The sequence below is a fragment of the Nostoc sp. PCC 7524 genome (genome assembly GCF_000316645.1).
GTDB lineage: Bacteria > Cyanobacteriota > Cyanobacteriia > Cyanobacteriales > Nostocaceae > Trichormus.
Map to the genome: position 1 here is coordinate 6,002,652 of NC_019684.1, position 22,200 is coordinate 6,024,851.

The 22,200-nt window shown below is 41.2% G+C and carries 21 protein-coding genes; 14 read left to right on the forward strand and 7 right to left on the reverse strand.

What is annotated here, in order from left to right; translation table 11 throughout:
- Window positions 1-44: 44 nt before the first annotated feature.
- The 7 genes from NOS7524_RS24600 to NOS7524_RS24630 all read left to right on the forward strand — a co-directional run bounded on the left by NOS7524_RS24600 (window position 45) and on the right by NOS7524_RS24630 (window position 5,769).
- A complete protein-coding gene (locus NOS7524_RS24600; protein WP_015141187.1) occupies window positions 45-1,109 on the forward strand; it encodes an FAD-dependent oxidoreductase in 1,065 nt (354 codons plus the stop codon).
- 11 nt (window positions 1,110-1,120) lie between these two features.
- The gene (locus NOS7524_RS24605; RefSeq protein ID WP_015141188.1) at window positions 1,121-1,702 is read left to right on the forward strand and encodes a 4Fe-4S dicluster domain-containing protein; all 582 of its coding nucleotides are present in this window, start codon (window positions 1,121-1,123) and stop codon (window positions 1,700-1,702) included.
- The gene (locus tag NOS7524_RS24610; protein ID WP_015141189.1) at window positions 1,699-2,571 is read left to right on the forward strand and encodes a CoB--CoM heterodisulfide reductase iron-sulfur subunit B family protein; all 873 of its coding nucleotides are present in this window, start codon (window positions 1,699-1,701) and stop codon (window positions 2,569-2,571) included. The genes NOS7524_RS24605 and NOS7524_RS24610 overlap by 4 nt, the downstream gene beginning before the upstream one ends.
- Before the next feature lie 16 nt (window positions 2,572-2,587).
- The gene (locus NOS7524_RS24615; protein ID WP_015141190.1) at window positions 2,588-2,848 is read left to right on the forward strand and encodes a hypothetical protein; all 261 of its coding nucleotides are present in this window, start codon (window positions 2,588-2,590) and stop codon (window positions 2,846-2,848) included.
- 110 nt (window positions 2,849-2,958) lie between these two features.
- Window positions 2,959-3,480, forward strand: a complete 522-nt coding sequence (locus NOS7524_RS24620) for a rhodanese-like domain-containing protein (protein WP_015141191.1) — start codon at window positions 2,959-2,961, stop codon at window positions 3,478-3,480.
- A gap of 100 nt (window positions 3,481-3,580) precedes the next feature.
- Window positions 3,581-4,519, forward strand: a complete 939-nt coding sequence (pip, locus tag NOS7524_RS24625; protein ID WP_015141192.1) for a prolyl aminopeptidase — start codon at window positions 3,581-3,583, stop codon at window positions 4,517-4,519.
- A 56-nt stretch (window positions 4,520-4,575) separates the two neighbouring features.
- A complete protein-coding gene (locus NOS7524_RS24630) occupies window positions 4,576-5,769 on the forward strand; it encodes a DNA cytosine methyltransferase (RefSeq protein WP_015141193.1) in 1,194 nt (397 codons plus the stop codon).
- On the opposite strand, the gene NOS7524_RS24635 is transcribed toward NOS7524_RS24630, so the two are convergent.
- Both NOS7524_RS24635 and NOS7524_RS24640 read right to left on the reverse strand, forming a co-directional pair.
- Window positions 5,732-6,466: a hypothetical protein gene (locus tag NOS7524_RS24635; RefSeq protein ID WP_015141194.1), complete on the reverse strand. Its 735-nt coding sequence runs from the start codon at window positions 6,464-6,466 to the stop codon at window positions 5,732-5,734. The two genes, NOS7524_RS24630 and NOS7524_RS24635, sit on opposite strands and share 38 nt — an antisense overlap.
- Window positions 6,463-6,711, reverse strand: coding sequence for a helix-turn-helix domain-containing protein (locus NOS7524_RS24640; RefSeq protein ID WP_015141195.1), 249 nt, complete (start codon window positions 6,709-6,711; stop codon window positions 6,463-6,465). Before NOS7524_RS24640 ends, NOS7524_RS24635 begins: the two co-directional genes overlap by 4 nt.
- A gap of 116 nt (window positions 6,712-6,827) precedes the next feature.
- On the opposite strand from NOS7524_RS24640, the gene NOS7524_RS24645 reads away from it, so the two are divergent.
- Window positions 6,828-7,565, forward strand: coding sequence for a DUF429 domain-containing protein (locus NOS7524_RS24645; RefSeq protein ID WP_015141196.1), 738 nt, complete (start codon window positions 6,828-6,830; stop codon window positions 7,563-7,565).
- A 54-nt stretch (window positions 7,566-7,619) separates the two neighbouring features.
- On the opposite strand, the gene glgP is transcribed toward NOS7524_RS24645, so the two are convergent.
- Together glgP and NOS7524_RS24655 are read right to left on the reverse strand one after the other, a co-directional pair.
- Window positions 7,620-10,184 (reverse strand): alpha-glucan family phosphorylase, encoded by a 2,565-nt coding sequence (gene glgP, locus NOS7524_RS24650; RefSeq protein ID WP_015141197.1) that lies wholly within the window; start codon window positions 10,182-10,184, stop codon window positions 7,620-7,622.
- Window positions 10,185-10,540: 356 nt separating this feature from the next.
- Window positions 10,541-10,864 carry a hypothetical protein gene (locus NOS7524_RS24655; protein ID WP_015141198.1) on the reverse strand — a complete coding sequence of 108 codons (324 nt, stop codon included), beginning with the start codon at window positions 10,862-10,864 and terminating at the stop codon, window positions 10,541-10,543.
- Window positions 10,865-11,628: 764 nt separating this feature from the next.
- Between NOS7524_RS24655 and NOS7524_RS31045 the strand changes: the two genes are divergently transcribed.
- The 6 genes from NOS7524_RS31045 to NOS7524_RS24680 all read left to right on the forward strand — a co-directional run bounded on the left by NOS7524_RS31045 (window position 11,629) and on the right by NOS7524_RS24680 (window position 19,186).
- The gene (locus NOS7524_RS31045) at window positions 11,629-11,757 is read left to right on the forward strand and encodes a hypothetical protein (protein WP_268741970.1); all 129 of its coding nucleotides are present in this window, start codon (window positions 11,629-11,631) and stop codon (window positions 11,755-11,757) included.
- A gap of 642 nt (window positions 11,758-12,399) precedes the next feature.
- Entirely contained in the window at window positions 12,400-13,104 is a 705-nt protein-coding gene (locus NOS7524_RS24660) for an acyltransferase (protein ID WP_015141199.1), read from the forward strand.
- A 710-nt stretch (window positions 13,105-13,814) separates the two neighbouring features.
- A complete protein-coding gene (locus NOS7524_RS24665; protein WP_015141200.1) occupies window positions 13,815-13,931 on the forward strand; it encodes a photosystem II reaction center protein I in 117 nt (38 codons plus the stop codon).
- A gap of 206 nt (window positions 13,932-14,137) precedes the next feature.
- Window positions 14,138-16,621, forward strand: coding sequence for a DUF3769 domain-containing protein (locus tag NOS7524_RS24670; RefSeq protein WP_015141201.1), 2,484 nt, complete (start codon window positions 14,138-14,140; stop codon window positions 16,619-16,621).
- A 179-nt stretch (window positions 16,622-16,800) separates the two neighbouring features.
- Window positions 16,801-18,432 (forward strand): mucoidy inhibitor MuiA family protein, encoded by a 1,632-nt coding sequence (locus NOS7524_RS24675; RefSeq protein WP_015141202.1) that lies wholly within the window; start codon window positions 16,801-16,803, stop codon window positions 18,430-18,432.
- A 163-nt stretch (window positions 18,433-18,595) separates the two neighbouring features.
- Window positions 18,596-19,186, forward strand: coding sequence for a GIY-YIG nuclease family protein (locus NOS7524_RS24680; RefSeq protein WP_015141203.1), 591 nt, complete (start codon window positions 18,596-18,598; stop codon window positions 19,184-19,186).
- 211 nt (window positions 19,187-19,397) lie between these two features.
- Here the strand turns inward: NOS7524_RS24680 and NOS7524_RS24685 are convergent, their stop codons facing one another.
- From NOS7524_RS24685 to recN, 3 genes are all read right to left on the reverse strand, one after another.
- The gene (locus NOS7524_RS24685; protein WP_015141204.1) at window positions 19,398-19,778 is read right to left on the reverse strand and encodes a type II toxin-antitoxin system VapC family toxin; all 381 of its coding nucleotides are present in this window, start codon (window positions 19,776-19,778) and stop codon (window positions 19,398-19,400) included.
- The gene (locus tag NOS7524_RS24690) at window positions 19,778-20,131 is read right to left on the reverse strand and encodes a hypothetical protein (protein ID WP_144050905.1); all 354 of its coding nucleotides are present in this window, start codon (window positions 20,129-20,131) and stop codon (window positions 19,778-19,780) included. Before NOS7524_RS24690 ends, NOS7524_RS24685 begins: the two co-directional genes overlap by 1 nt.
- Window positions 20,132-20,375: 244 nt before the next feature.
- Window positions 20,376-22,124, reverse strand: a complete 1,749-nt coding sequence (gene recN, locus NOS7524_RS24695) for a DNA repair protein RecN (protein WP_015141206.1) — start codon at window positions 22,122-22,124, stop codon at window positions 20,376-20,378.
- Window positions 22,125-22,200 lie beyond the last annotated feature (76 nt).

Genomic DNA, 22,200 nt, shown 5'->3' on the forward strand with positions numbered 1-22,200 from the left:
AGACGCAGAGGCGCAGAGAGTAGGAGAGTTTAGAGGTGAAGGTTATGGGTAAGAATGTAGTAGTGATTGGGGGCGGTGTTGCTGGGATGGCGGCGGCTGGGAGGTTGCAGGATTTTGGGTATGAGGTGGTGTTAGTTGAGAAGGCGGCTGCTATTGGGGGTCATGTTAAGAATTGGTATAAGGTGTTTCCTGATTTTACTGATGCTACGGAAATTATCGGTAATTTGAAGGGTAATCTGGGTAAGACTAGGATTTTAACTGATTGTACGGTGACTGGGATTGCTGGGTCAGCACCTCATTTTCAAGTGACTACTTCGACGGGTGAAATTATCAATGCGGCTGCAATTTTGGTGGCGACGGGATTTAAGCCGTTTGATGCTGCTTTGAAGGAAGAATATGGTTATGGTATCTACGATAATTCTTTCACTTCTATTGAGTTAGATGCCATGCTGAAACATCACACGGTGAAGACGGCTGCTGGGAAAATACCTAAGAAGGTGGCGATGATTCACTGTGTGGGTTCTAGGGATGAGAAGGTCAATAATAATTACTGTTCTAGGGTCTGTTGTACGAACACGATTAAGGTAGCCATTGAACTTAAACAGCAGATTCCTGATTGTGAGATTTATTGTCTCTACATGGATATTCGGGTGTTTGGTCGCGGTTATGAGGAACTGTATCGCACTTCTCAGGAAGATTATGGGATTCAGTTTATTCGCGGTCGGTTGTCGGAGGCGAATGAGAAAACTGACGGTAATTTATTGTTAAGGCTGGAAGATACACTCACCGCTAGACCGATGCGTTTGACTGTGGATATGTTGGTGTTGATGGTGGGGATGTGCGCCAATACGGAATTATCTGATGTGGCGGGGTTGAAGGTTGGTGCAGACCGTTTTTATGAAACTGCAAATATGCAATACTCTAACAATTCTTCGCCCAGAGAAGGGATTTTTCTGGCGGGGACAGCTACAGGGCCGAAAGCAATTGTGGAATCTATTACTGATGGACGTTCTGCTGCGGCAGAAATTGCAGGATTTTTAGCTAGTCAGTCTGTGGGTTCTCAAAATGGTTATTCAGCAGTGACGGAAATTGCAGCTTCACTTCATTAGGGTGTAAAAAAATGGCAGCGAAAAAGTGTTTCTTTGGGTTAAAGGTCGATCGCCAGGTGGATGGCGACAAGATGAACCGCGAGTTTCTTAAGAAAGTGCTGGCGGAGGGTGGTGATTATGCCGCGATCGCAAGTTGTATGCAATGTGGTACTTGTAGCGGTGGCTGTACCAATGCTGATCGGATGGATATTTTACCGCGCAGCTTGGTATTGATGATTCAAAGGGGTGAGTGGGAAAAAGTTCTGCAAAGTCAGGCTTTGTGGTTGTGTACTTCCTGTCAAATTTGTACTTCCCGATGTCCGCGTGGGGTGCGTCCGGCGGATGTGATTGAAGCGGTAAAGGCGATCGCTATTCGGGAAGGGATCAAAAATGATTCTGTCAGGTTCAATCAGATATTTGTGGAGTTAATCAAGAAACGCGGTATTCTCTTTGAACCGGAATTAATGCAAGAGTACGGGGGTATGTCTGCCGTGCTGGAACAAGCGCAATTAGGTATCAAATTAGCTTTACGGGGCAAAATCTCTCCATTCCCCGCCAAAGTCAAAGACCCCAAACAATTTAGTGCAGCATTAGCAAAGGCAGTTGAACAATGAAATTTTCTTACTATCCGGGATGTAGTCTGCACACAACTGCTAAAGAGTTTGATATCTCCACTAAAGTTGTGATGCGGGAGTTGGGAATTGAACTTGAGGATTTACATGATTGGTCATGTTGTGGGGGTTCTGTTGCTGGTGCTGTCTCCCATGATGTGGGTATGGCTTTGGCGGCGAGAAATGTGGCTTTGGCACAGAAACAAAATCTCGATTTGTTAGCATCTTGTTCTGGTTGTTATAACAAATCAGCTAGGGCAGCACAAGCATTAGAAAAAGAGACAGAACGAGATAAAATCACCGCGATTTTGTCACAAATGGGGATATCTATTACTGATTCCCACATTAAAGTTAGGAATGTGGTAGATGTTTTACTCAATGATGTTGATATCTCCACCCATATCAAAAAACCCCTCAAAGGTTTGAAGGTGGCTTGTTATTATGGTTGTCTGCTAACTAGACCAGCAGACATTACTGGATGGGATTCTCCTTTATTCCCAATGTCAATGGATAAATTAGCTCAAAAGTGTGGGGCTGAGGTCGTTGATTTCCGATCCAAAACCAAATGTTGCGGCGGTTCTATGGTCATCCCTAAAGAAGATGTCGCCTTAGATTTGACTAAGCAAATATTAGATGAGGCTAAATCTCTGGGGGCTGATTGTATAGTTTTGGCTTGTCCGTTGTGTGCTACCAACTTAGAAATCAAACAACCAGATATTGAGAAGAAATATCATGTTAACTATGGGCTACCAGTTATCTACATTACGGAGTTAATTGGTTTAGCGTGTGGGATTTCACCGAGGAAATTAGGCTTGCATCAGCACATAATTTCTACTAAGTCGGTTTTACAAAAATTGAATACTTATGAGTAAGTAGGAGACATCAATTATGAAATTAGAATATCAATTGAGCAAGGCATTAACTAGAAATCCTCTATTTGGTAAATACTGCCTATTTCCTGGTATGACAAAATTACTACTTGTTGGTGTTACTGGTTTTATTCTCGTACCAATACTGCTACCAGCCGTCAAGAAACTTGGTAAGTCCATCGCTAAGGAAACCATCAAAGGCGGAATCATTGCCTATGAAGGTAGTCAAGAACTGATCTCGGAAGCTAAAGCAGAAATCGCTGCTAAAACCTCTACCTAAAAGTTTCATATTCACACTTTCATTAGATGGGCATATTATCTTTATGGTCTAGAATGTAGTGAAAAAATACGTCCTAATTGATAATCGAAAACACTAGCTAAATCTAGACCATGAAATATCAAAGGTTTTTGGCAATTTTACTAGCAATAGGCATATTTTTCTGTATTCTTTTTAGTGTCACATATAACTTGCCAGCCTTAGCATTGACTCAAACTATATCTAACCCAATTACAAAAGTCTCAACCGTGTTAAATTCAGATTCAGACATACAAACAGCAGTTGATCATTATCTTAATTCTCTTCCCAAAGGTTATTACACCGTGGGTAATGTAGAAGAATTGCAACGGTTACTCAGAGAAGATAATATGCTTTTGGTTGATGTCAGAGAGCCTTCTGAGTACGCGACTGGACATATTGGTAATGCGATTAATATTCCTTTGCCAAAACTGACGCAAAACCTAGATAAAATTCCGCAAAATCAGCCTGTGGTAGTTTACTGTACATCTGGTTATCGTTCAGCAATGGCAGTTATGTCTTTACGTTTGTTGGGCTATGAAAATGTCCGAGGTTTTCCCCCCAGCATCAATGGTTGGAAAGCAGCAGGCCAAACTTTAAATACTTCCTCTAGCTAATTTGTTTTTTTGCAGCAAAAACTATATCCTTAAGTTACCTACATTGTATTTTGTATACTTTGTAGGCTTATTAATATGTAGAAAATCATCACAGATAAAAATGCGTGAACTTTACCCACCGATTGAACCTTACAACGAAGGGAAATTAAAAGTTTCAGAATTGCATACAATTCATTTTGAAGAATCAGGAAACCCCCAAGGTAAGCCGATAGTTTTACTGCATGGAGGCCCTGGTGGTGGGTGTCCGCCATATTATCGCCAATATTTTTATCCTGAGAAATGGCGATTAATTATGTTTGATCAACGTGGCTGTGGTCAAAGTCAACCCCATGCAGAGTTAAGAGAAAATACGACTTGGGACTTAGTTAATGATATTGAAAAGCTGCGCGAGCATTTAAATATAGAAAAGTGGGTAGTTTTTGGTGGTAGTTGGGGTAGTACCTTATCATTAGCCTATAGTCAAACTCATCCAGAACGTTGTTTAGGATTAATTTTACGTGGTATATTTTTGTTGCGACAAAAAGAATTACGTTGGTTTTATCAAGAAGGGGCTAGCTATATTTTTCCTGATGCTTGGGAAGAATATCTCAAACCAATTCCTGTAGATGAGCGTGATGATTTACTGACTGCTTATTATCAACGTTTAACTAGTCCAGACTTGGAAACTAGGCAAGAAGCAGCGCGGGCGTGGTCAATTTGGGAAGCTAGCACCAGTAGATTATTTACAGATACACAATTAATGCAAACTTTTGGTGAGGATAAATTTGCGGAAGCTTTTGCACGGATTGAATGTCATTATTTTATGAATCAAGGATTTTTAAATCCTGACAATCAATTATTATTAAATGTTGACTGCATTCGTCATATTCCCGGTGTGATTGTGCAAGGGCGTTATGATGTAGTTTGTCCGATGATATCAGCTTGGGAGCTACATCAAGCTTGGCCAGAAGCCGAATTTATCGTTATTCCTGATGCGGGGCATTCTATGAGTGAAATCGGAATTCGTAGTGCTTTAATTGAGGTGACAGATAATTTTTGATGTATTGTAGACTATATGTCTCATTCAAGCATTTATTTCAGAGAATTAAGCAACTAATGCAAGGTACACAACTTTCTTTTTTTAGCAACGAAGAAGGGTTTAATCCTACCAAAAAGGAGAAAAAACCAAAATTAGGACGTTATGAACGTATCAAACGTAATTTAGAGAAAAATGATCAAGATCCATACAAGATATTTATTGATGTTAATACCCCACTAATACCAGCATCTCAATATACTTTTGTGGATCTGTTCTGTGGTGCAGGAGGAATTACACAAGGATTAGTACAGGCTGGATTCCAGGCCTTAGCTAGTGTGGAAATTAGTCCAATTGCTTCTGCTACACATCAAAGAAATTTTCCTCATTGTCATCATTTTTGTGGAGATATAGAACAATTTTATCCAAAAAGTTGGTTGCAACAAATTGGCTATCCTGAAGTAAATCTGGTGGTTGGTGGTCCTCCTTGTCAGGGGTTTTCGGTAGCAGGTAAACGCGATCCCAAAGATCCGCGTAATCGTCTATTTTATGAATTTGTACGTGTGGTATCAGAAATACGTCCGTGGTATGTAGTTATGGAAAATGTACCAGGAATTCTAACCATTCAAAATGGAAATGTGAAGCAAGCTATTATTGAAGCTTTTGAATCTATTGGTTATCCTCATGTTTCTGTAGCAATTCTAGAATCTGCTGACTATGGAGTACCACAGATTAGACCAAGAGCTATCTTTATTGCTAATAGATTCGGAATGCCAAATCCATATCCTAAAGCTCAGTTATTACCAGAAGAATATAAACCCATCGAATCAGCTATTTCTGATTTACCAGAATATACTCCAATTCCAGAAATTAATCACCAATGGACTAGACATTCACCAGAGTATATGGAGCGTATTGCAAAAGTACCCCCTGGTGGTTCTTTATATCAAAAATATGTTGATGCCTTTAAGCGTCAATATCCAGGTAAACCAAGTATGACTGTTAAAGAAAATCATGGCGGTACTCATATCCACCCATATTTAAATCGGGTAATTTCATCTCGTGAGATGGCAAGATTACAAAGCTTTCCTGATTCATTCATTTTTGAAGGGACTATGAAAAAAGCCATGTGGCAAATTGGGAATGCAGTCCCACCTCGTTTAGCAGAGTGTATTGGTTATGCGCTCATACCTTATTTAAACAAGATTGCACTTAACACTGATCATCAAGTTGATATTACTTATGTTGATCAGACTGAGATAGTTTTTGATTGAGCGCATTACGCCACGCTTCAAAATTATACCAACCACATCCGACACAACCTTCTTCAGCTTCATCACCACGCTGATGTACAGAAGGCCAGTTTTCATCTCCTTGATACCAAAAATGAATCCCGAAAGGCGCACCTCGTTTACCAGTTTTGATACATCGCTCACAGCTTCTTGATTTTAAAAGATTGTGATTGCCAGAGGTATCTTTCTTCAACAATTGAAACTTTCGCTTGATTTCATTATCACTCATAGATGTTAAGTGTGGAGGCTCACTAGCTCCCCATCTTTCCATCGGAAATCTATGATCAATTACTAATTCATGTTTCTCTCTTTGCCTTTGTTCTATTACATCTGTATAAGAATAAACTTGTAAAATTTTTTCGACTAAAGAAGCGGGTATATTTGATGCAGAATTAGCTGATTTTATCTCACCTGTCCACCTATCTCCTAAGCGTGTCTGCTGACAAGTTTGACAGTAGTTTTTGGTTGTTTCAATTACAAGACCAGGACGACTCCTTGTTCCACGTTGTAATCCCTGAATACCTCCACCACCAGCGTACTGATTTGATCCTATTTTCTTTCCTTCACACTCTCTACAGTGCCATTGTTGATCTGACAACAGCTTAAAGACTTGTAGTTGAGTTGAATCTTGTCTGAACTGGCTCTGAATTGTCTGTACTAAATTTTGTTCCTTGCTCACTGTATTCTATTGGCTTCTATTTCCAGATGTTCAAGAAGAACAGAAACACTTATACCTAGGCCATTAGCAAGGCTGACAAGAGCAGTTAGTGATGGATTTCTGACTCCACGTTCTACACCAGATATGTATGTACGGTCTAAATTGGCGCGTAGTCCTAGTTCCTCTTGGGATATTCCCTGCTCTATTCTGCGTTGTCTGACAAGATAGCCTAAAGCACTAAGAATCTTTTGTTTCGGTTCATTCATGTGCCGATTTTCAGCTTCTATGGACTATCAGTCTACGGACGATGTGTCACATTGCAACTTACTACCTAGCAATTTCGAGACAATGTGAGAATGAATAAACTCTTAGATTTAAAACCATGAAATTTATTGGTGTTGATTTGGGTTGGAAATCACAACCTAGTGGGTTATGTTGCTTACAATTGGCAGAAGGAAAATTAAAATTAGTTGATTTAGAACGGCAAGATGCGATCGCACACATCCTAACTTGGATAGATAACTGGGTAAAATCAGCCGAATCAGCAATCATCGCCGTAGATGCGCCTACTCTCATCCCGAACCCTACAGGTAGTCGTCTACCTGATAAGCTGACTCACAAATACTTTGGGAAATATCATGCTGGCTGTTACCCCGCTAACCAAAATCTCCCCTTTGCAGAACGGACGATCAATTTTGGCTTAGAATTAGAATCCCGTGGTTTTGCCCATGCACCAAGTATTGAACCACAAACACCGGGTAGATATCAGATAGAAGTCTTTCCCCACCCCGCCATAGTGCATTTATTTGGCTTAGAACGGATTTTAAAATACAAAAAAGGGCGCATCAGTGAGCGCCGCTTAGAATTAATCAAACTTTATCAATATATTGTGGAGATGTTACCTACCTTGGAACCTGCTTTACATCTGGGTAGTAAGTTCTCTATGGAGATTCCCCATACAGGTGCAGCACTCAAAGCCACGGAAGATAAACTAGATAGTCTTATCTGTGCTTATGTCGCTGCTTACTGGTGGTATTGGGGAGAACAACGGAACTTGGTATTAGGCGATCGCACTACCGGTTACATTGTCATCCCGCAAGCAATGGGGACTGGGGATTAGGGACTGGGGACTGGGTAAAAGTTTTTCTCCCCTGCACCCCGCACCCCTGCACCCTTACTCTGCCCAAGCAATCAATCTTGGTTCATAAAGGCTAGAAAGATATGGGTGTTTGGGCAGTACCCGCAAAGACAAGCCTTGTAAACCAGAATTGGTGTATATGATATCAGCAGTATAAACACTCAACCCTTGTGTATCCTGTCCTTGGTAATCCATAACTACAGGTACAGCGTTAACAATCTCGCCGTTGGCATCAATTGAGCCTTGATATAGTTCTACTTGCACATCTTCATTTGTTAAAGTTGCCAAGTCAACCTTAGCTTTTACGCCCACGGTTTGATTAACTTCTATATCTGCACCTACAGATACGTCAATATCTTTGATTCTGATATTAAACCAGTGAATACTTAGTTTTGCTTTCCAATCTGCTAATTCTTTAGCTGGAGCATAGTTGTCAGAATTTAAGGTATGGTAGCGATCGCTAGCCGGGAAATAAGCTCGTTGAGCATATTCTCTCACCATCCGCGCTGTATTGAAAAAGGGACAATTCAACCGGATAGCGTCTTTCATTTTGGCAACCCAAGGGCGGGGTAAACCATCGACATCACGGTGATCATAAAACAATGGTACGACTTCTTTTTCTAGTAAGTCGTAGAGAGCATTAGCTTCGACTTCATCCTGGTAATTAGGATCATCGTAATTCTCGCCGTGGCCAATTGCCCAACCTGTGCGGACATAATCAGCTTCATCCCACCAACCATCTAAGACGCTCAAATTAGGCAATCCATTCATGGCTGCTTTCATCCCGCTAGTACCAGAGGCTTCACGGGGACGACGGGGTGTATTTAACCAGACATCACAACCAGCTACCATCAACCGGGAAATATGAATGTCGTAATTGGGAACAAACACTATGTGTTTTTCTAAGTGTTGTTCAGTGATAAAGTGGTTGATTTCGCGGATGAGTTCTTTACCGGGAAGATCTTTCGGGTGTGCCTTACCAGCAATTACAAATTGCACCTTGCGGCCTTTGTTACCTAGTAAAATCCGCTTGATGCGTTCAATGTCACGCATCCACAGGGTAGCACGTTTGTAGGTGGCAAAACGACGGGCAAAGCCAATAGTCAAAACATTAGGATCAAGGACTTCCTGGGCTTGAGCAATGTCGGAAGGGGAAGCACCGCGATCGTGTAAATGCTTGACTAGATGTTCGCGCACATACAAAATCATGTCTAAGCGGCAACGTTCATGATTGCGCCACAATTCTTCATCAGGAATGGCTTCCATCCGTTCCCATAATGGGCTATCTGGTGATGCTGATGACCAATTCGGCCCCAAGTAGCGATCGTATAACTCCTGAGTTGATTTAGCTACACAACTTCGGGCATGAACACCGTTGGTAATCGCTGTAATTGGTACTTCCTCTACGGGGACTTTTTTCCACAACCCTTGGAACATTTGGCGGGACACTACACCGTGCAGTTGGGCAACACCATTGGAAGCAGTTGCCATCTTCAAGGCTAGCACTGCCATACTAAAGGGTGCGGACAAATCGCCTGTATTCTCTCTTCCCAGTCCCAAAAATTGCTCTTTGGGTAAGTCAAAAATATCTGCGTAGTAACCCAGGTAGTGAAGAATTTTATCGGGAGGGAACAAGTCAATCCCAGCCGGCACAGGTGTGTGAGTGGTAAAGATATTACTGGACATCACCACCTGTTTCGCTTCCGAGTAGCTTAATCCCTGTTCTTGAATCAAGATGCGGATGCGTTCTAGGGCGGAAAAGGCAGCATGACCTTCATTCATGTGGTAGGCTGTGACTTCATACCCCAAAGCTTTTAATAGTTGTACACCACCGATACCCAGCATAATTTCCTGGTGAATACGCATATCGATATCACCACCATACAACTGATCGGTGATGTCGTGGTCGTAGGGGTTGTTTGGTTCAATGTTAGTGTCCAGCATATACAGGGGTACTGTTCCCACCTGTACCCGCCAAACTCTGGCGTACACCTTACGCCCTGGATAATCTACGGCAATCCGCAGTTCTGAACCGTCAGGATTACGCTCCAGATGCAAGGGCATATTGTAAAAATCATTAATCGGGTAGCGTTCTTGCTGCCAGCCATCCACATTGAGATACTGAGCAAAGTAGCCTTGCTGGTACAACAAACCGATACCGACTAGAGGTAAACCCAAGTCGCTGGCAGATTTGAGGTGATCCCCCGCCAGCACACCCAAGCCACCAGAATAAATAGGCAAACAATCTACCAGTCCAAATTCAGCCGAAAAATAGGCGTAACATTCTTTTGGCTTTTGACTGCGTTGTTTGTGATACCAAGTGCGCTCTTGTAAATAATCTTCTAACTGACGAGCCGCACGATCCATCTGCGCTAGAAAGCCTTCATCTTCGACTACTTCCGAAAGTCGCGCTTGAGAGATCGTACCCAGCATCAATACTGGGTTGTGATGACTAGATTCCCATAAATCTGGGTCTAAGCGCCGAAATAAATCTTTAGTCTCAACATTCCAGTCCCAATGTAAGTTATACGCCAACCGCCGCAATGGTTCTAGTCGTGGCGGCAGGGAAGGAGAAACGTTGAATGTACGAATTGGCTGCATAGGTTAGTAAAGTTCCTAGTTTAGCTAAGGTTATTGTTGACTGTCTTTACCCAATGTTGCCAATTCTTTATACTATGTTTGTAAAATTATCATGACTTTGTTAAGTCTGGAAAAACACAGCTGTTCTGTTGCTAAAGTTTATGCTCAGGGTATTTTTCATTATCTGTTTACCCCTGAAGCTTAAAATTTAATGTATTAAATTTTAATTATTCTCCGAGAATATTCTCGCTTTAATCTTACTTGCTATCTTTTTATATCAGCGATCCCAAAATTATCATGAGATTTCTTTAGATTATTGATGAAATCTGCTAACGGTTATTTTATTTAGCGATCGCTTCCCTAGTAGTTGTTAAATTTCATGTACCCAAAGAGGGCTGATCTTGACTATTCTTGTGCATAGTCAAAGCTACTGCTATGGCAAAAGTCATCTCTGCTGCTACTTGATAAGCCTGTTTAATGTTGTCTTTAGATTCTTTGCTATGAGCAGGGAAGTAAGCTTTGTGACGACGTGACTCTCGTTGTACCTTACCAGAGGCGATCGCTCGTTGCAAAATAATCAAAGCATCCACATCTTCTGAATCATAATTAGTTTGCAGTAACATTTGAATTTGTTTTTGGGTATCAATACTTAAATAACCAATATTTAAAGCTTGTTGAGCAATTTCTTTAATTAAAGCCATAACTTCCGCCAAGGGTGACAGTGAACAGTGATATCTCAAACAACATCTTCCTTGTTGTCCTTGAGAATATCATGGATGCAAGTTATATCTGGATTGTTTTCAAAATTTATAATGTATAGTATCAGGCTCACATCACCCAATTGGATCACCTGATAGGGTGATTTACTAATTGTCTGTTATCAGTAATGATGTTAGTTTTAGCTAATTCTTAAATTAAACTTAATAGTGTAATCACAATATCATTTTGAGTGTAGCGCAATTATTCACCTGATCAATACCTGCTCATACCAAGTTGCTGAGTATCAGGAATTGTCTACTGATGCAGCCAGGTAGTTTCAAAGTTTAGAAATTCATCAGGACTTACGGAGGTGTCACACTCAACCTATCTTGTAGGGTGCGTCAGATGCCAAACATCTGTCGAGAATCACGAAAAACTCAAATCTGACGCACTCTACGAATGTGCCAGTTGCGTAAGTCCTAATTCATATGGTTTTAGTTCTTTAGATTTTAGTCTAGAAAATTTGTATTTTCCAAAATGTAATTTTGTTTACAAATAAAAATCATTATTTGTTGTTTATTTAGCTAGTACAATATTGTCTTGGTGGCAAATTTATCAGATGTCAGAAAAATTAAATTAAACTGATTTATAAGAAAGACTCGACATCAAAAAAAAGTGTGTTATGCTGGTGAGCAATTATTGTCAAAAGCCATTCATGTAAAAATGAAGCGTGATTGGGTTGGTTTGTAAATCATCAATGTGCAACATGATTAGAGCAGCATACTCTAGAAATCCGTTGCAAGAAAGTCGCCATAACAATCGGGGAAGTGCTTACTTGTTTGCACCAATGGTGAATTTTAATGTCATGGCTGACGTAGGAGATACTCCACCATAACTTGCTCGTATAAAGGTAGACACAACAAGCTAAAATCAACACAAATTACATTTTTTTGGGCAGGTAAAACCTTTGATATGATTCATATAACTTGCTCAAAATGTATTATTGTTGACACAAATTTGGACAAATTGAGTTGTGAAAAAATCAACTGGCTGGACAATAAATAGCCATAAGAGCAAAAATTTATGAGCAGTCAGATGAAAAGCCGTTGCAATTAACTCACAACAGCCTATTTAGCCTGTCTACAAAATTCAATTTCACAATTTAATAGTCTGAGGTAGACGTTGTAATTACCTACATATTGGCTTGGGTATTCAGGAGTATTAACAGTAACTGGGTTGGCATTCAACGCGAAACCCTGTCACTAAATCATCGTGTAGTTTTACACAAATTCACAATCTTATATGCAAAAAGCCGTTAATCAATGATGGATTTTTTGACAATTTACTGATGTCTTCCACCTGAAACTTTAAGTTTACCTAGACTAAAAAGCATCACTAAAACTTGTGGGTAGTTTTAGATCACTATCCCATAATTAGTGATTTGGGCAATATCAGAATCAGTGTTACTACCAACACCAAGAATACATCGCTAACACAGATTCAGCATTATTAACACCATTCACCTGATAATTTGGTCATGAATAACCAACGACATAACTCAAAATGGCAGAGATTTCAAGAACTTTTGCTAATCACTCTGCTCGGAGATATGCCCACACTAACACTTGGGCCAAAATTAAGAAATCTGGTATATCGGCAAATTTTTGCTCAGATGGGTAAATCAGTTTATATTCAACATGGAGTGGAATTTCTCAACGCTGCTGGGATAGAACTTGGCAGTGGAGTATACCTGTTTAAAGGTGTGCGTCTAGATGCTAAAGGACATCCTAATAATAGAATTTGCTTAGGCGACGGCGTAGCGATCGAGCGCAATGTTGATATAGGATGCTTGGAAGATTCTTATATACAAATTGATCAGGAAACTTTCATTGGACCTAATGTTGGTATCGCCGGGCCAGGAAATATCAAAATTGGTAAACGCTGCATGATTGCATCCCATTCTGGTATCTATGCCAACCATCACATTTTTACAGACCCCACACTACCCATTAAATACCAAGGTGTTTCTCGTCAAGGCATTGTGATTGAGGACGATTGTTGGCTAGGACATGGAGTAACAGTATTAGATGGTGTCACTATCGGTCAAGGCAGTGTCATTGGTGCAGGAGCAGTCGTCAACAGAGATATTCCGCCGTTTTCTGTGGCTGTGGGTATGCCTGCACGCGTGATTAAGAGCCGAATTGCGAAGGATCTGGTGACATCTAATAAATCTCAGGATTGATACTTAACTAGACAAGACTTACGCAGGTGTCACACTCAACCTATCTTGTAGAGTGCGTCAGATGCCACGAATCTTTTGAGAATAGCGAAAAACTCTAATCTGACGCACCCTAAGAATGTGACGGCGGTGTCTTGATACAGCGAAAAAATTTTTTGTCAGTTTTCGCTGGAATAGGAAACCTCTGGCTTTGGCAAACGTCACAATATCAACCAGTAAATAACTATGACACCAGGGACATTTACCAAATTAGAAAGTCACATATATCAGCCCACACAAAACCTGAAAATCAGATTTTGAGGTGAAGCTAACCGTAGCATCAGATCAAAATCCAACTCAACCTATTAATTGCTGTTAGAGTATATGGTGCTTAACTACCACCGTAGTCTTCTCCAAAAGGAACGAGATGTGGGTAATATAAAGTAGCTATCTTTTCTGCATCGCAGTCCCTGTAACAAAAATTCACCACCATGAATGTAAAGAGGGACTGGGGACTGGGGACTGGGGAGCCAGCCGCGTGGGCGGGTTTACCGCGCCACTTGCTACAACGGAGGAAACCTCCGCAACGCAATGGCTTGACTTGAGCGGACCGGCGTGACTGGGATTTTTACTCAGCACGGGCTAAACGCCCCGCTTCCGCTAACAGCACTCAGCACTTTCAAGTCAGATATGAAGAAAGAGCTTTTTCGTCATACCCTTTGGAGAAATCGCCGATGGTAACTTTAAAAATCGCTGTTTATATTGTGGTTGCTTTCTTTGTGGCTATTTTTGTTTTCGGATTTTTGTCTAACGACCCAGCTCGTAACCCCGGTCGTCGGGATTTAGAGTAGAAACTAGACAAATCATCTGTGAGTGCCGGAAGCTAGAAAACACCAGATGTTACAGACACTAGCTGCTATGGTTTTTCCTTTGCAGTTGGGTGTCTATCTCCGGAAAGCTTGCTGCATACAGGCAGAAAGTAGAAGTCGGAAGGCAAAAGGTGAATTCATCCTTCCGGCTATTAATTGCCTATTTGTTAGGTTGATTGTGTTCCCATATGCTTCATCCAGTTTTGCCACCTGCACCGCCTTCTCTTGTTGAACCCATACAACCAGCAAATTCCAGCTTATCTGCTAGCAATACTCAGTTTCCTAGTGTGGGCGAAATTGACAGCAGTACCCAACTACAACCGGAATCGCCACAAAAATCGATTGTAGAAAAAACGATTGCTGATAGTAACACCCAAAAAGATAAGAGTTTATTAGTTACTAGAACTCCAGCATCATCTGCCAGTACACCAGAAACTTTCACTCCAGAATTTTCTCCCCTCGCAGCTACTAGCAATGCTACTAATTTGGGACAGCCTTTGGAAATTGGCTATCCCATTCAGAAAACTTCAGCTAATATTCAGGAATTATCACCACCCCCACAGCCAGATGTTACCGCCAATCTGACCAAGGAAGAACAAAAAGATCAGATTACAGTAGAAAAGTCTGGGGATAGCATTAATCTCTCAGTATCTAATGCTGATAACGCACCCAGTAACCAAGCAATTCAAAATGTAATTAAATTTAAATCTCGCACAGACAGCCAACAGTCGGTGCCATCAACACTCAAATTCATTCCCAGCAACCCCCAAGCCCAAACTCCACCATCTGGCACACCCGCCACTAACCCTCCACCTGTGAGAGACAGAATTGTGGAGGTGACATCAGATAGGCAAGAATACGACCAACAACGGCGGATAGTTACAGCTGAAGGTAATGTAGTCGTGCGATTTGATGGCGCGGTAGTTGATGCCGATCGCGTGCAAGTGAATTTAGACAATTTAATTGCCGTTGGGGAAGGTGATGTTGCCTTAACACGGGGTGATCAGGTATTACGGGGACAACGCTTTACCTATAATTTTCTCCAAGACAGTGGAGATTTGGAAAATGGCAGTGGGGAAATTTACATACCCTCAACCTCAAGAGATTTTGCCTTCTTACCTACTGATGTAACAGCCGGGGGAGTGCCGCAACAACCACCCAGCGATCGCATCAGACAGAATCAACCAACTACAGGTGTCAGCAGTCCCGGTGGGATTGACTTTACAATTGGTGGTACAGCAGACGCAAGGAATTTACCACCACCAAAGGCTGGGGGTGAAGTCAAACGCCTGAGATTTGAAGCCAGACAAATTGAATTCTATCCCCGTGGTTGGCAAGCTAGAAATGTCCGCATTACCAATGATCCATTTTCTCCCCCAGAATTAGAGTTACGAGCTGATCAAGTCACCTTAACGCGGGAAGCACCCTTAATCGACCGTATTACCACCCAGCGTCAGCGCCTAGTATTAGACCAAAACGTAGTCATACCCATCCCCGTCAATCAGCAGACAATTGACCGTCGAGAACGAGAAACCAGCCCGTTTATCGTCTCCCCTGGCTACGATGGAGATAAGCGGGGGGGTTTATTCGTTGAGCGTGGCTTTACAGTCATTAATACAGAACAGACACGCTTGGGGATTACACCGCAGTTTTTTGTGCAGAGAGCCATCCAAGGCAGTGATAATTTAGCATCACTGTTTGGTGTCAAAGCTAGGTTGAATGCTGTGTTGAGTCCCACAGCTACACTTCAAGGTTCTGGAGAGTTAACTAGCTTTGACTTCGACACCATAGATGAAAATTTAAAAGCCAGTTTGCGGTTACGCCAAACTTTAGGGAATGTTAATCCCCACGTTGTGAATTGGGAATATAGCTACCGCGATCGCCTTTATAACGGTACACTTGGTTTCCAAACCGTTCAAAGTAGTTTGGGTGGTGTGATCACATCGCCAGTGATTGCTTTAGGCCAAAGCGGTGTTAACCTCAGCTATCAAGCAGGCGCACAGTATATTAACGCCAACACCGATCGCCAAGACTTATTAGATGTTAACCGGGATAACGATCGCATCTCCCTAGGTCGTTTACAAGGTAGTGTGGCTCTCAGTAAAGGATTCTTACTGTGGCAAGGAAAACCCCTAGCACCCACCGCCACAGAGGGATTAAGATACACTCCCACACCTGTAGTTCCTTACTTACAGGCGGTTGCTGGTGTGACTGGTACTACTAGCTATTACACAAATGGCGATAATCAAAATACTCTAACTGGCTCAATTGGTTTGTTAGGGCAGTTAGGCAACTTTTCTCGCCCATTTTTAGACTATACCGCTTTTAATGTCACTTATTCCCAAGGCTTAAACAGTGGTCTCTCACCCTTTTTATTTGACCGCTCCGTGGATAATAAAGTCCTCAGTGCGGGAATTTCTCAACAGATTTATGGCCCTTTGCGTTTAGGCTTTCAAACATCAATTAACTTAGATACAGGTCGAGAAAGTAGTACGGACTACATCGTAGAATACAGTCGTCGCACCTACGGCATTACCTTGCGCTACAACCCCGTACTAGAATTGGGTGGGTTAAGTATCCGCATTAGTGACTTTAATTGGACTGGTGGTACAGATCCCTTTTCTGGTGATGACGTGACTCCAGTTGTCAGAGGCGTGCGTCAGGGGAATTGAGGATTGGGGAGCAGGGGAGCAGGGGAGCGGAGGAGAATTACTATTGCCTATTGCCCATTGCCTATTGCCTATTGCCTATTACCTATTACCTAATAACTAACTCCAGTTGCTTGACGGCGTAGACCTTAAACCTATAAAAATTAACCAACAGCGTTATTTAACACAGGAAAAAACTGGCAGTGGTTAACCCGGAAGTACCATCTTGGCGAACAACAGTACAAAGTCAGATTGTATCTGTGACGGTGTATAGCGATAAAGCCCTGGTGACACGACAGGGTAAAGTGTCCCTCACAGGCTCGGAACGGGAATTATTGATTTCTTCATTGCCAGCAACTATAGAGCCTGAGTCTGTCAGGGTAAGTGGTAAAGGTACGGTAGAGGTACATCTGTTGGCAGTGAGTTGCGATCGCATCTACACTACTGAACCTGTAGCCGAACGAGTCGCCCAATTAACTAGACAAATTCAGCAGCTAGAAACAGAAAAACGCCATCTCCAAGCTCAGGTAGATGCTTTAACTTTACAATCTCAGTTTATTGCAGGCTTACGGGAAAAAACAGAAGAACCTTTTGCCCAAAGCTTATCACGGAAAAATCTTAGCCCCAGTGAAACCCTAGATTTTCTCAATTTTTTAGGTAGCCAGTATAGCGAGTATGCGATCGCCTCTGGTGAGTGTAAAAGCCAGCAGCAAGAATTAGATAAGCAAATTCAAGCACTGCGTAACTCATTACAGATGATCCAAGCACCCCATGCCAAAGAAAGTTTTAACTTAGTTGTTGGTGTAGAAGTTGCAGGTGCAGGAGAGTTTGATTTAGAGGTATCATACACGGTAACTCGTGCTAGTTGGACTCCGTTATATGATTTGCGCTTAAATAGTACCAACAAGACAGTCAATTTGAGCTATCTAGCAGCAGTTACCCAAAATACTGGCGAAGATTGGCTAGATGTCAATCTTACTCTTTCTACGGCTAAACCAGGATTAGGCACACTCCCACCTCAATTAAACCCTTGGTATATTGACACCCTCAAGCCCCAAGTAGTGCGATCGGCACGAAGACAAGCTAGTCCATTGTTACCCCCAATCACGGCTATGTCTGCTCCTGCTACGGAAGAAACGCTACCAGAACCAGAAGCAGAAATTATAGAAGATAGTTTTATTCCCGCACAAAACATGGGGGCAGAAGTATCCACAACAGGGAGTATTGTCACCTTTAAACTCAATGGCGGTGGTAATATTCCCAGTGATGGTACACCTCATAAAACCACAATTTTTAATGATGATTACCCCTGTAATTTGCGGTACGTAGCCATACCGCGCCTAGTGAGTTTTGCTTATCTCGAAGCCTATGTCAAAAATAGTTCTGATGGTGCAACTTTATTAGCAGGTACAGCCAATATCTTCCGTGATGATATGTTTGTTGGCACAACTGAATTAGCAAATATTGCCCCAGGACAGGAATTTATACTGAATTTAGGCATTGATGAAGGGTTAAAAATTGAACGTAATTTAGTTGAGCGTCAAGTAGATAAAAAACTTATTGGCAACCAACGCCGAACTACTTACGCTTATCGCTTAATCATTACTAACTTGCTTAATCAAGAAACCTATTTGAAATTAACCGAACAATTGCCAGTTAGCCGTAACGAACAAATCAAAGTTCGCCTCCTGCGTAGCAACCCACAAATACAACTGGGTGAAATGAGCATTCTAGAATGGAATTTAACTATTCCACCCCAAGAGAAGCAAGAAATATACTACCAGTTTACTGTTGAGCATTCCCCAGAGTTAATAATCACAGGGTTAGATATTTAATAACAATTCCGCAAAAGCGATCGCTCGACCATTGTAAATTATGAAGTGCGATCGCATTGTCCAAAAGTGGGATCATCTTCATTGTTTAGAGAAATTGTACATTAAGGTATAAAGCAGACAGAACAAGCATGATATGAATTGTTTAAGATAGATACATACAAAAATGAAACCAGGGTACATTTATTTAATTCATAGCGTAGGCACAAATAGATACAAAATAGGACTAACTGTAGCACCACGAACCCCAGAGAATAGGTTAAAAGAACTGAATAGTCGTCAAAGTCCTTACCCGTTGAAACTTATTCATTATGTATTTGTTACTGACGTTTACAAAGTAGAGAAAGAAATTCATCAAGCTTGTAAGTCATTTAATGTTTATAGGGAGTGGTTTGAATTTTCAAATAAAATATCTTTGCAACAAGTTATTCAGTTGATGGAGCGTAGCAATATAGAGCCAAGACAAAACAATAATTATCAAGTTTACAGTCAACGCCAGAGGCAAATAAATCTTTCTCTGCCTATAATTCCTAGAGATATTAAATGTGCTAGTAAAGAGAGACAGGAAATCCAAAAACATTTAAGAGAGAGACGCTATGAAATCAACAGAGGGGTAAGAAAAGGCATAGGAGGGAAGAAAATCAAGAAGGGTAAAGCTATTGTTGTAGGTAAAAGTTTAAATAATAATTTTCTATTTTTAGTAGTAATAGTCATTTGTATTATTTTATTTTTATTTTTTATGACCATATTAGCTTGAAAACTTTATACATATAATATTTTGATATTTATTTTACTGTATCCTATCCAATAAAGTGCTTAAGTTACAATTAATAGCTAAATCAACATACGCGTCAATGATCGTATGCGATCGCTGAGGATTGGGTAAAAGCGATCATGCTTGATTAATACCAAGTAAAAAAACAGTAGAAAAACAATCTTTATTAATTCTTACGCCAGCTTTTTTATTATTACTTAGCATTTAAAACAGGAACACCATATTGTCCAAATCTACTATCAGAAGTAACAATAACCATCTTTTCTAATATGGCTTGTGCTATTAACAACCTGTCGAAAGGGTCTTTATGATAGTCAGGCAAATTAGCTGCTTTCAAAGCGTGATGTTCTGTTACTGATAAAAACTTAAATTGAGTTAAAGAAATAGCTTCTAATAAATTTTCTGGAACTTTTAACTGCCCTTTTTTTCGTTTTATTTCTATTTCCCAAACACTAATAGCACTAATAAAGACTGAGTTTAATTGATCTGAAATTTGCCGACGGGTTTCAGGTAAAAGACAGGGATTATCCTCAAGTGACCATATTAAAGCACAGGTATCAAGTAACAATTTCATTATTCTTCTATGCCGAATTCTGAAAGAATATCGTTTGTTGTTTCATAGAAGTCTTCCGATATTTCTACTTTTCCTTTCCAAATACCTAATGGCCTAGGAATTTCTTGAATAGCTTCTTTTTTTTCAGCTTTATTATCTGTTGCATCTTTAATTGAAGATAAATTGAGAACACCAGAAGGTTCGCTAATATCCTCATTAATTTGTTGGTATTCTTCTTCTAATTTAACCTCAGAAGTTGATTCTTCTAAGTTGCTATCTTTTAGAACAACCTGTGCAGGAACTATTTTGAATGGATCGGGTATGCGGATTGTTGTCCCTCTTTCTTTAAGAATAGAATCAATTTCTTCTTTCACTGTTCGTAATTCGGTAGAGGGTAAAGAACGCAATAGGTTCAATATTGAAGATATATCGTAGCTAAGAGACATAAGATTTTTAGATATCAAATTAACTACAGTTAATCACTAGGAAACAAAATTTCCATCTCATCAACATTTTAATCTATATCAGTTCACTGATATAAAAAAAATAAAAATACAGTTACGTACTTTTATCACCAAATCTGTCTGTTTACTTAAGGTAATTAGTGACTATATCTGTTCAACTTTGCTGGCTACGACGATGATTAGCAGCTTGCATTAACAACGATTCCGCAAAAGCGATCGCTTCACTCGCAGATTTACCACCAGCTAACTGTGCTAATTCATCCCGACGGGTAGTCAAATCATCTAAGTTTGTCACACGCACAACGGTACGCTGTTCCGCACTACCATTGTTAGCTTTCTTACCCTTTCCTTGGGTAATAATTTGCTTATCCACGCGGAAGTGCCTATCTGCCATCGCTGCGACTAAAGGCTGGTGAGTCACACATAACACTTGATGATATTGACTCAACTGGTGTAATTTTTCCGCGATCGCCTGGGCGACTCTCCCTGAAACCCCTACGTCAATTTCATCAAATACCAGCGTTCCTGCCGCATCAGCTTGGGTAAAACAGGCTTTAAGTGCCAACAAAAACCGACTCATTTCACCACCCGAAGCAATTTCTGTCAATGGTTGCAATGGTTCGCCAGGGTTGGGACTAAACATAAAGGTGATTTTGTCTGCACCCGCAGCCGTCGGCGCAGTCGGGACAATTTCCACTTGAAACTGTACCTTTTCCATTGCTAAAGGCTTAAGTTCAGCGATTAATTTAGATTCTAAAGTGGCGGCGGTTTTTTGACGCAACTGGGTTAACTTCCCACAAGCCTGGGTAAGTTTTGCTAAACAGACTTGCTCTTGCTGTTCTAAACTTTCTATAGTTTGTTCGCTATCATTTAGTTCTGCTAATTCTGCTTGGATGCGTTCGTAGTAGGCGATCGCTTCTGTTAAGGTGGGGCCATACTTACGGACAATTTGTTTTAATTCCCGGATACGTTCTTCTACTTCCTCTAATCTTTGGGGATCAGCTTCTAATCCTTCCCCGTAAGCGTTAATTTGTCGTGCGACTTCTGTTAATGCTGTTTGAGCATCTCTAATTAAATCTAAGAGTGGTTGCAGTTGGACATCATACTCCACCATGTCATTTAATACAGCTTCACTGTCACCCAACAAATCGGCGGCGGCTGGGGTTTCATCGTCGTTTTGATACAAAGCTTGGTAAACTTTGTAACTCATCTGTTGCAAATCAACGACATGATTTAACCGTTCCCGTTCTTGCTGGAGTTGTTCTAATTCCTGGGGATCATTGAGGTTGGCGGTTGATAATTCTTGTACTTGATAGGTGAGTAAATCCAGTTGTTGCAACCGTTCCCGTTCTGATGTGCGCCGCTTTTCTAGGTTGGCGTGGGCTTGTTGGTAAGCACTAAAGACTGTGGTGATGAGTTGACGCTGCTTAATGAGGGAGTCACCACCATACATATCTAACCAATCACGGACTTGGGCAGCTTGTCCTACCTGCACCGTTTGGCCTTGGGCGGTGATTTCCACCAAGCGATCGCGCAATCCTGACATAATCTGCCGATTCACCACCACCCCATTCACCCGTGATCTACTACGGATATTACTGGATGTCGCTGTAATTTCTCGACTTATGACTACGGAACTATCATCGATTAAATCAATTTCCTGTTCAGTTAACCAAGCTGCTAAAGGTGGTGTAGAAGCGAAAGTTCCTTCTACCATAGCCCTACTTGTCCCCGTGCGAATGACGCGACTTGAGACTTTACCACCCAAAACAGCATCAATAGCATCTAAAATAATCGATTTCCCCGCGCCGGTCTCACCTGTCAAAACATTCAGTCCCGCGCCAAAGTCCAGTTCCAGTTGATCAATCAGGGCAAAGTTTTCTATGCGTAGGCAGAGCAACATCAAGCCAAATTCTCCTTGCAGGGCAGATGCGAGGCATTTTTAGGTTACAAGACATTAAGCATCATCTTTCGGCTAC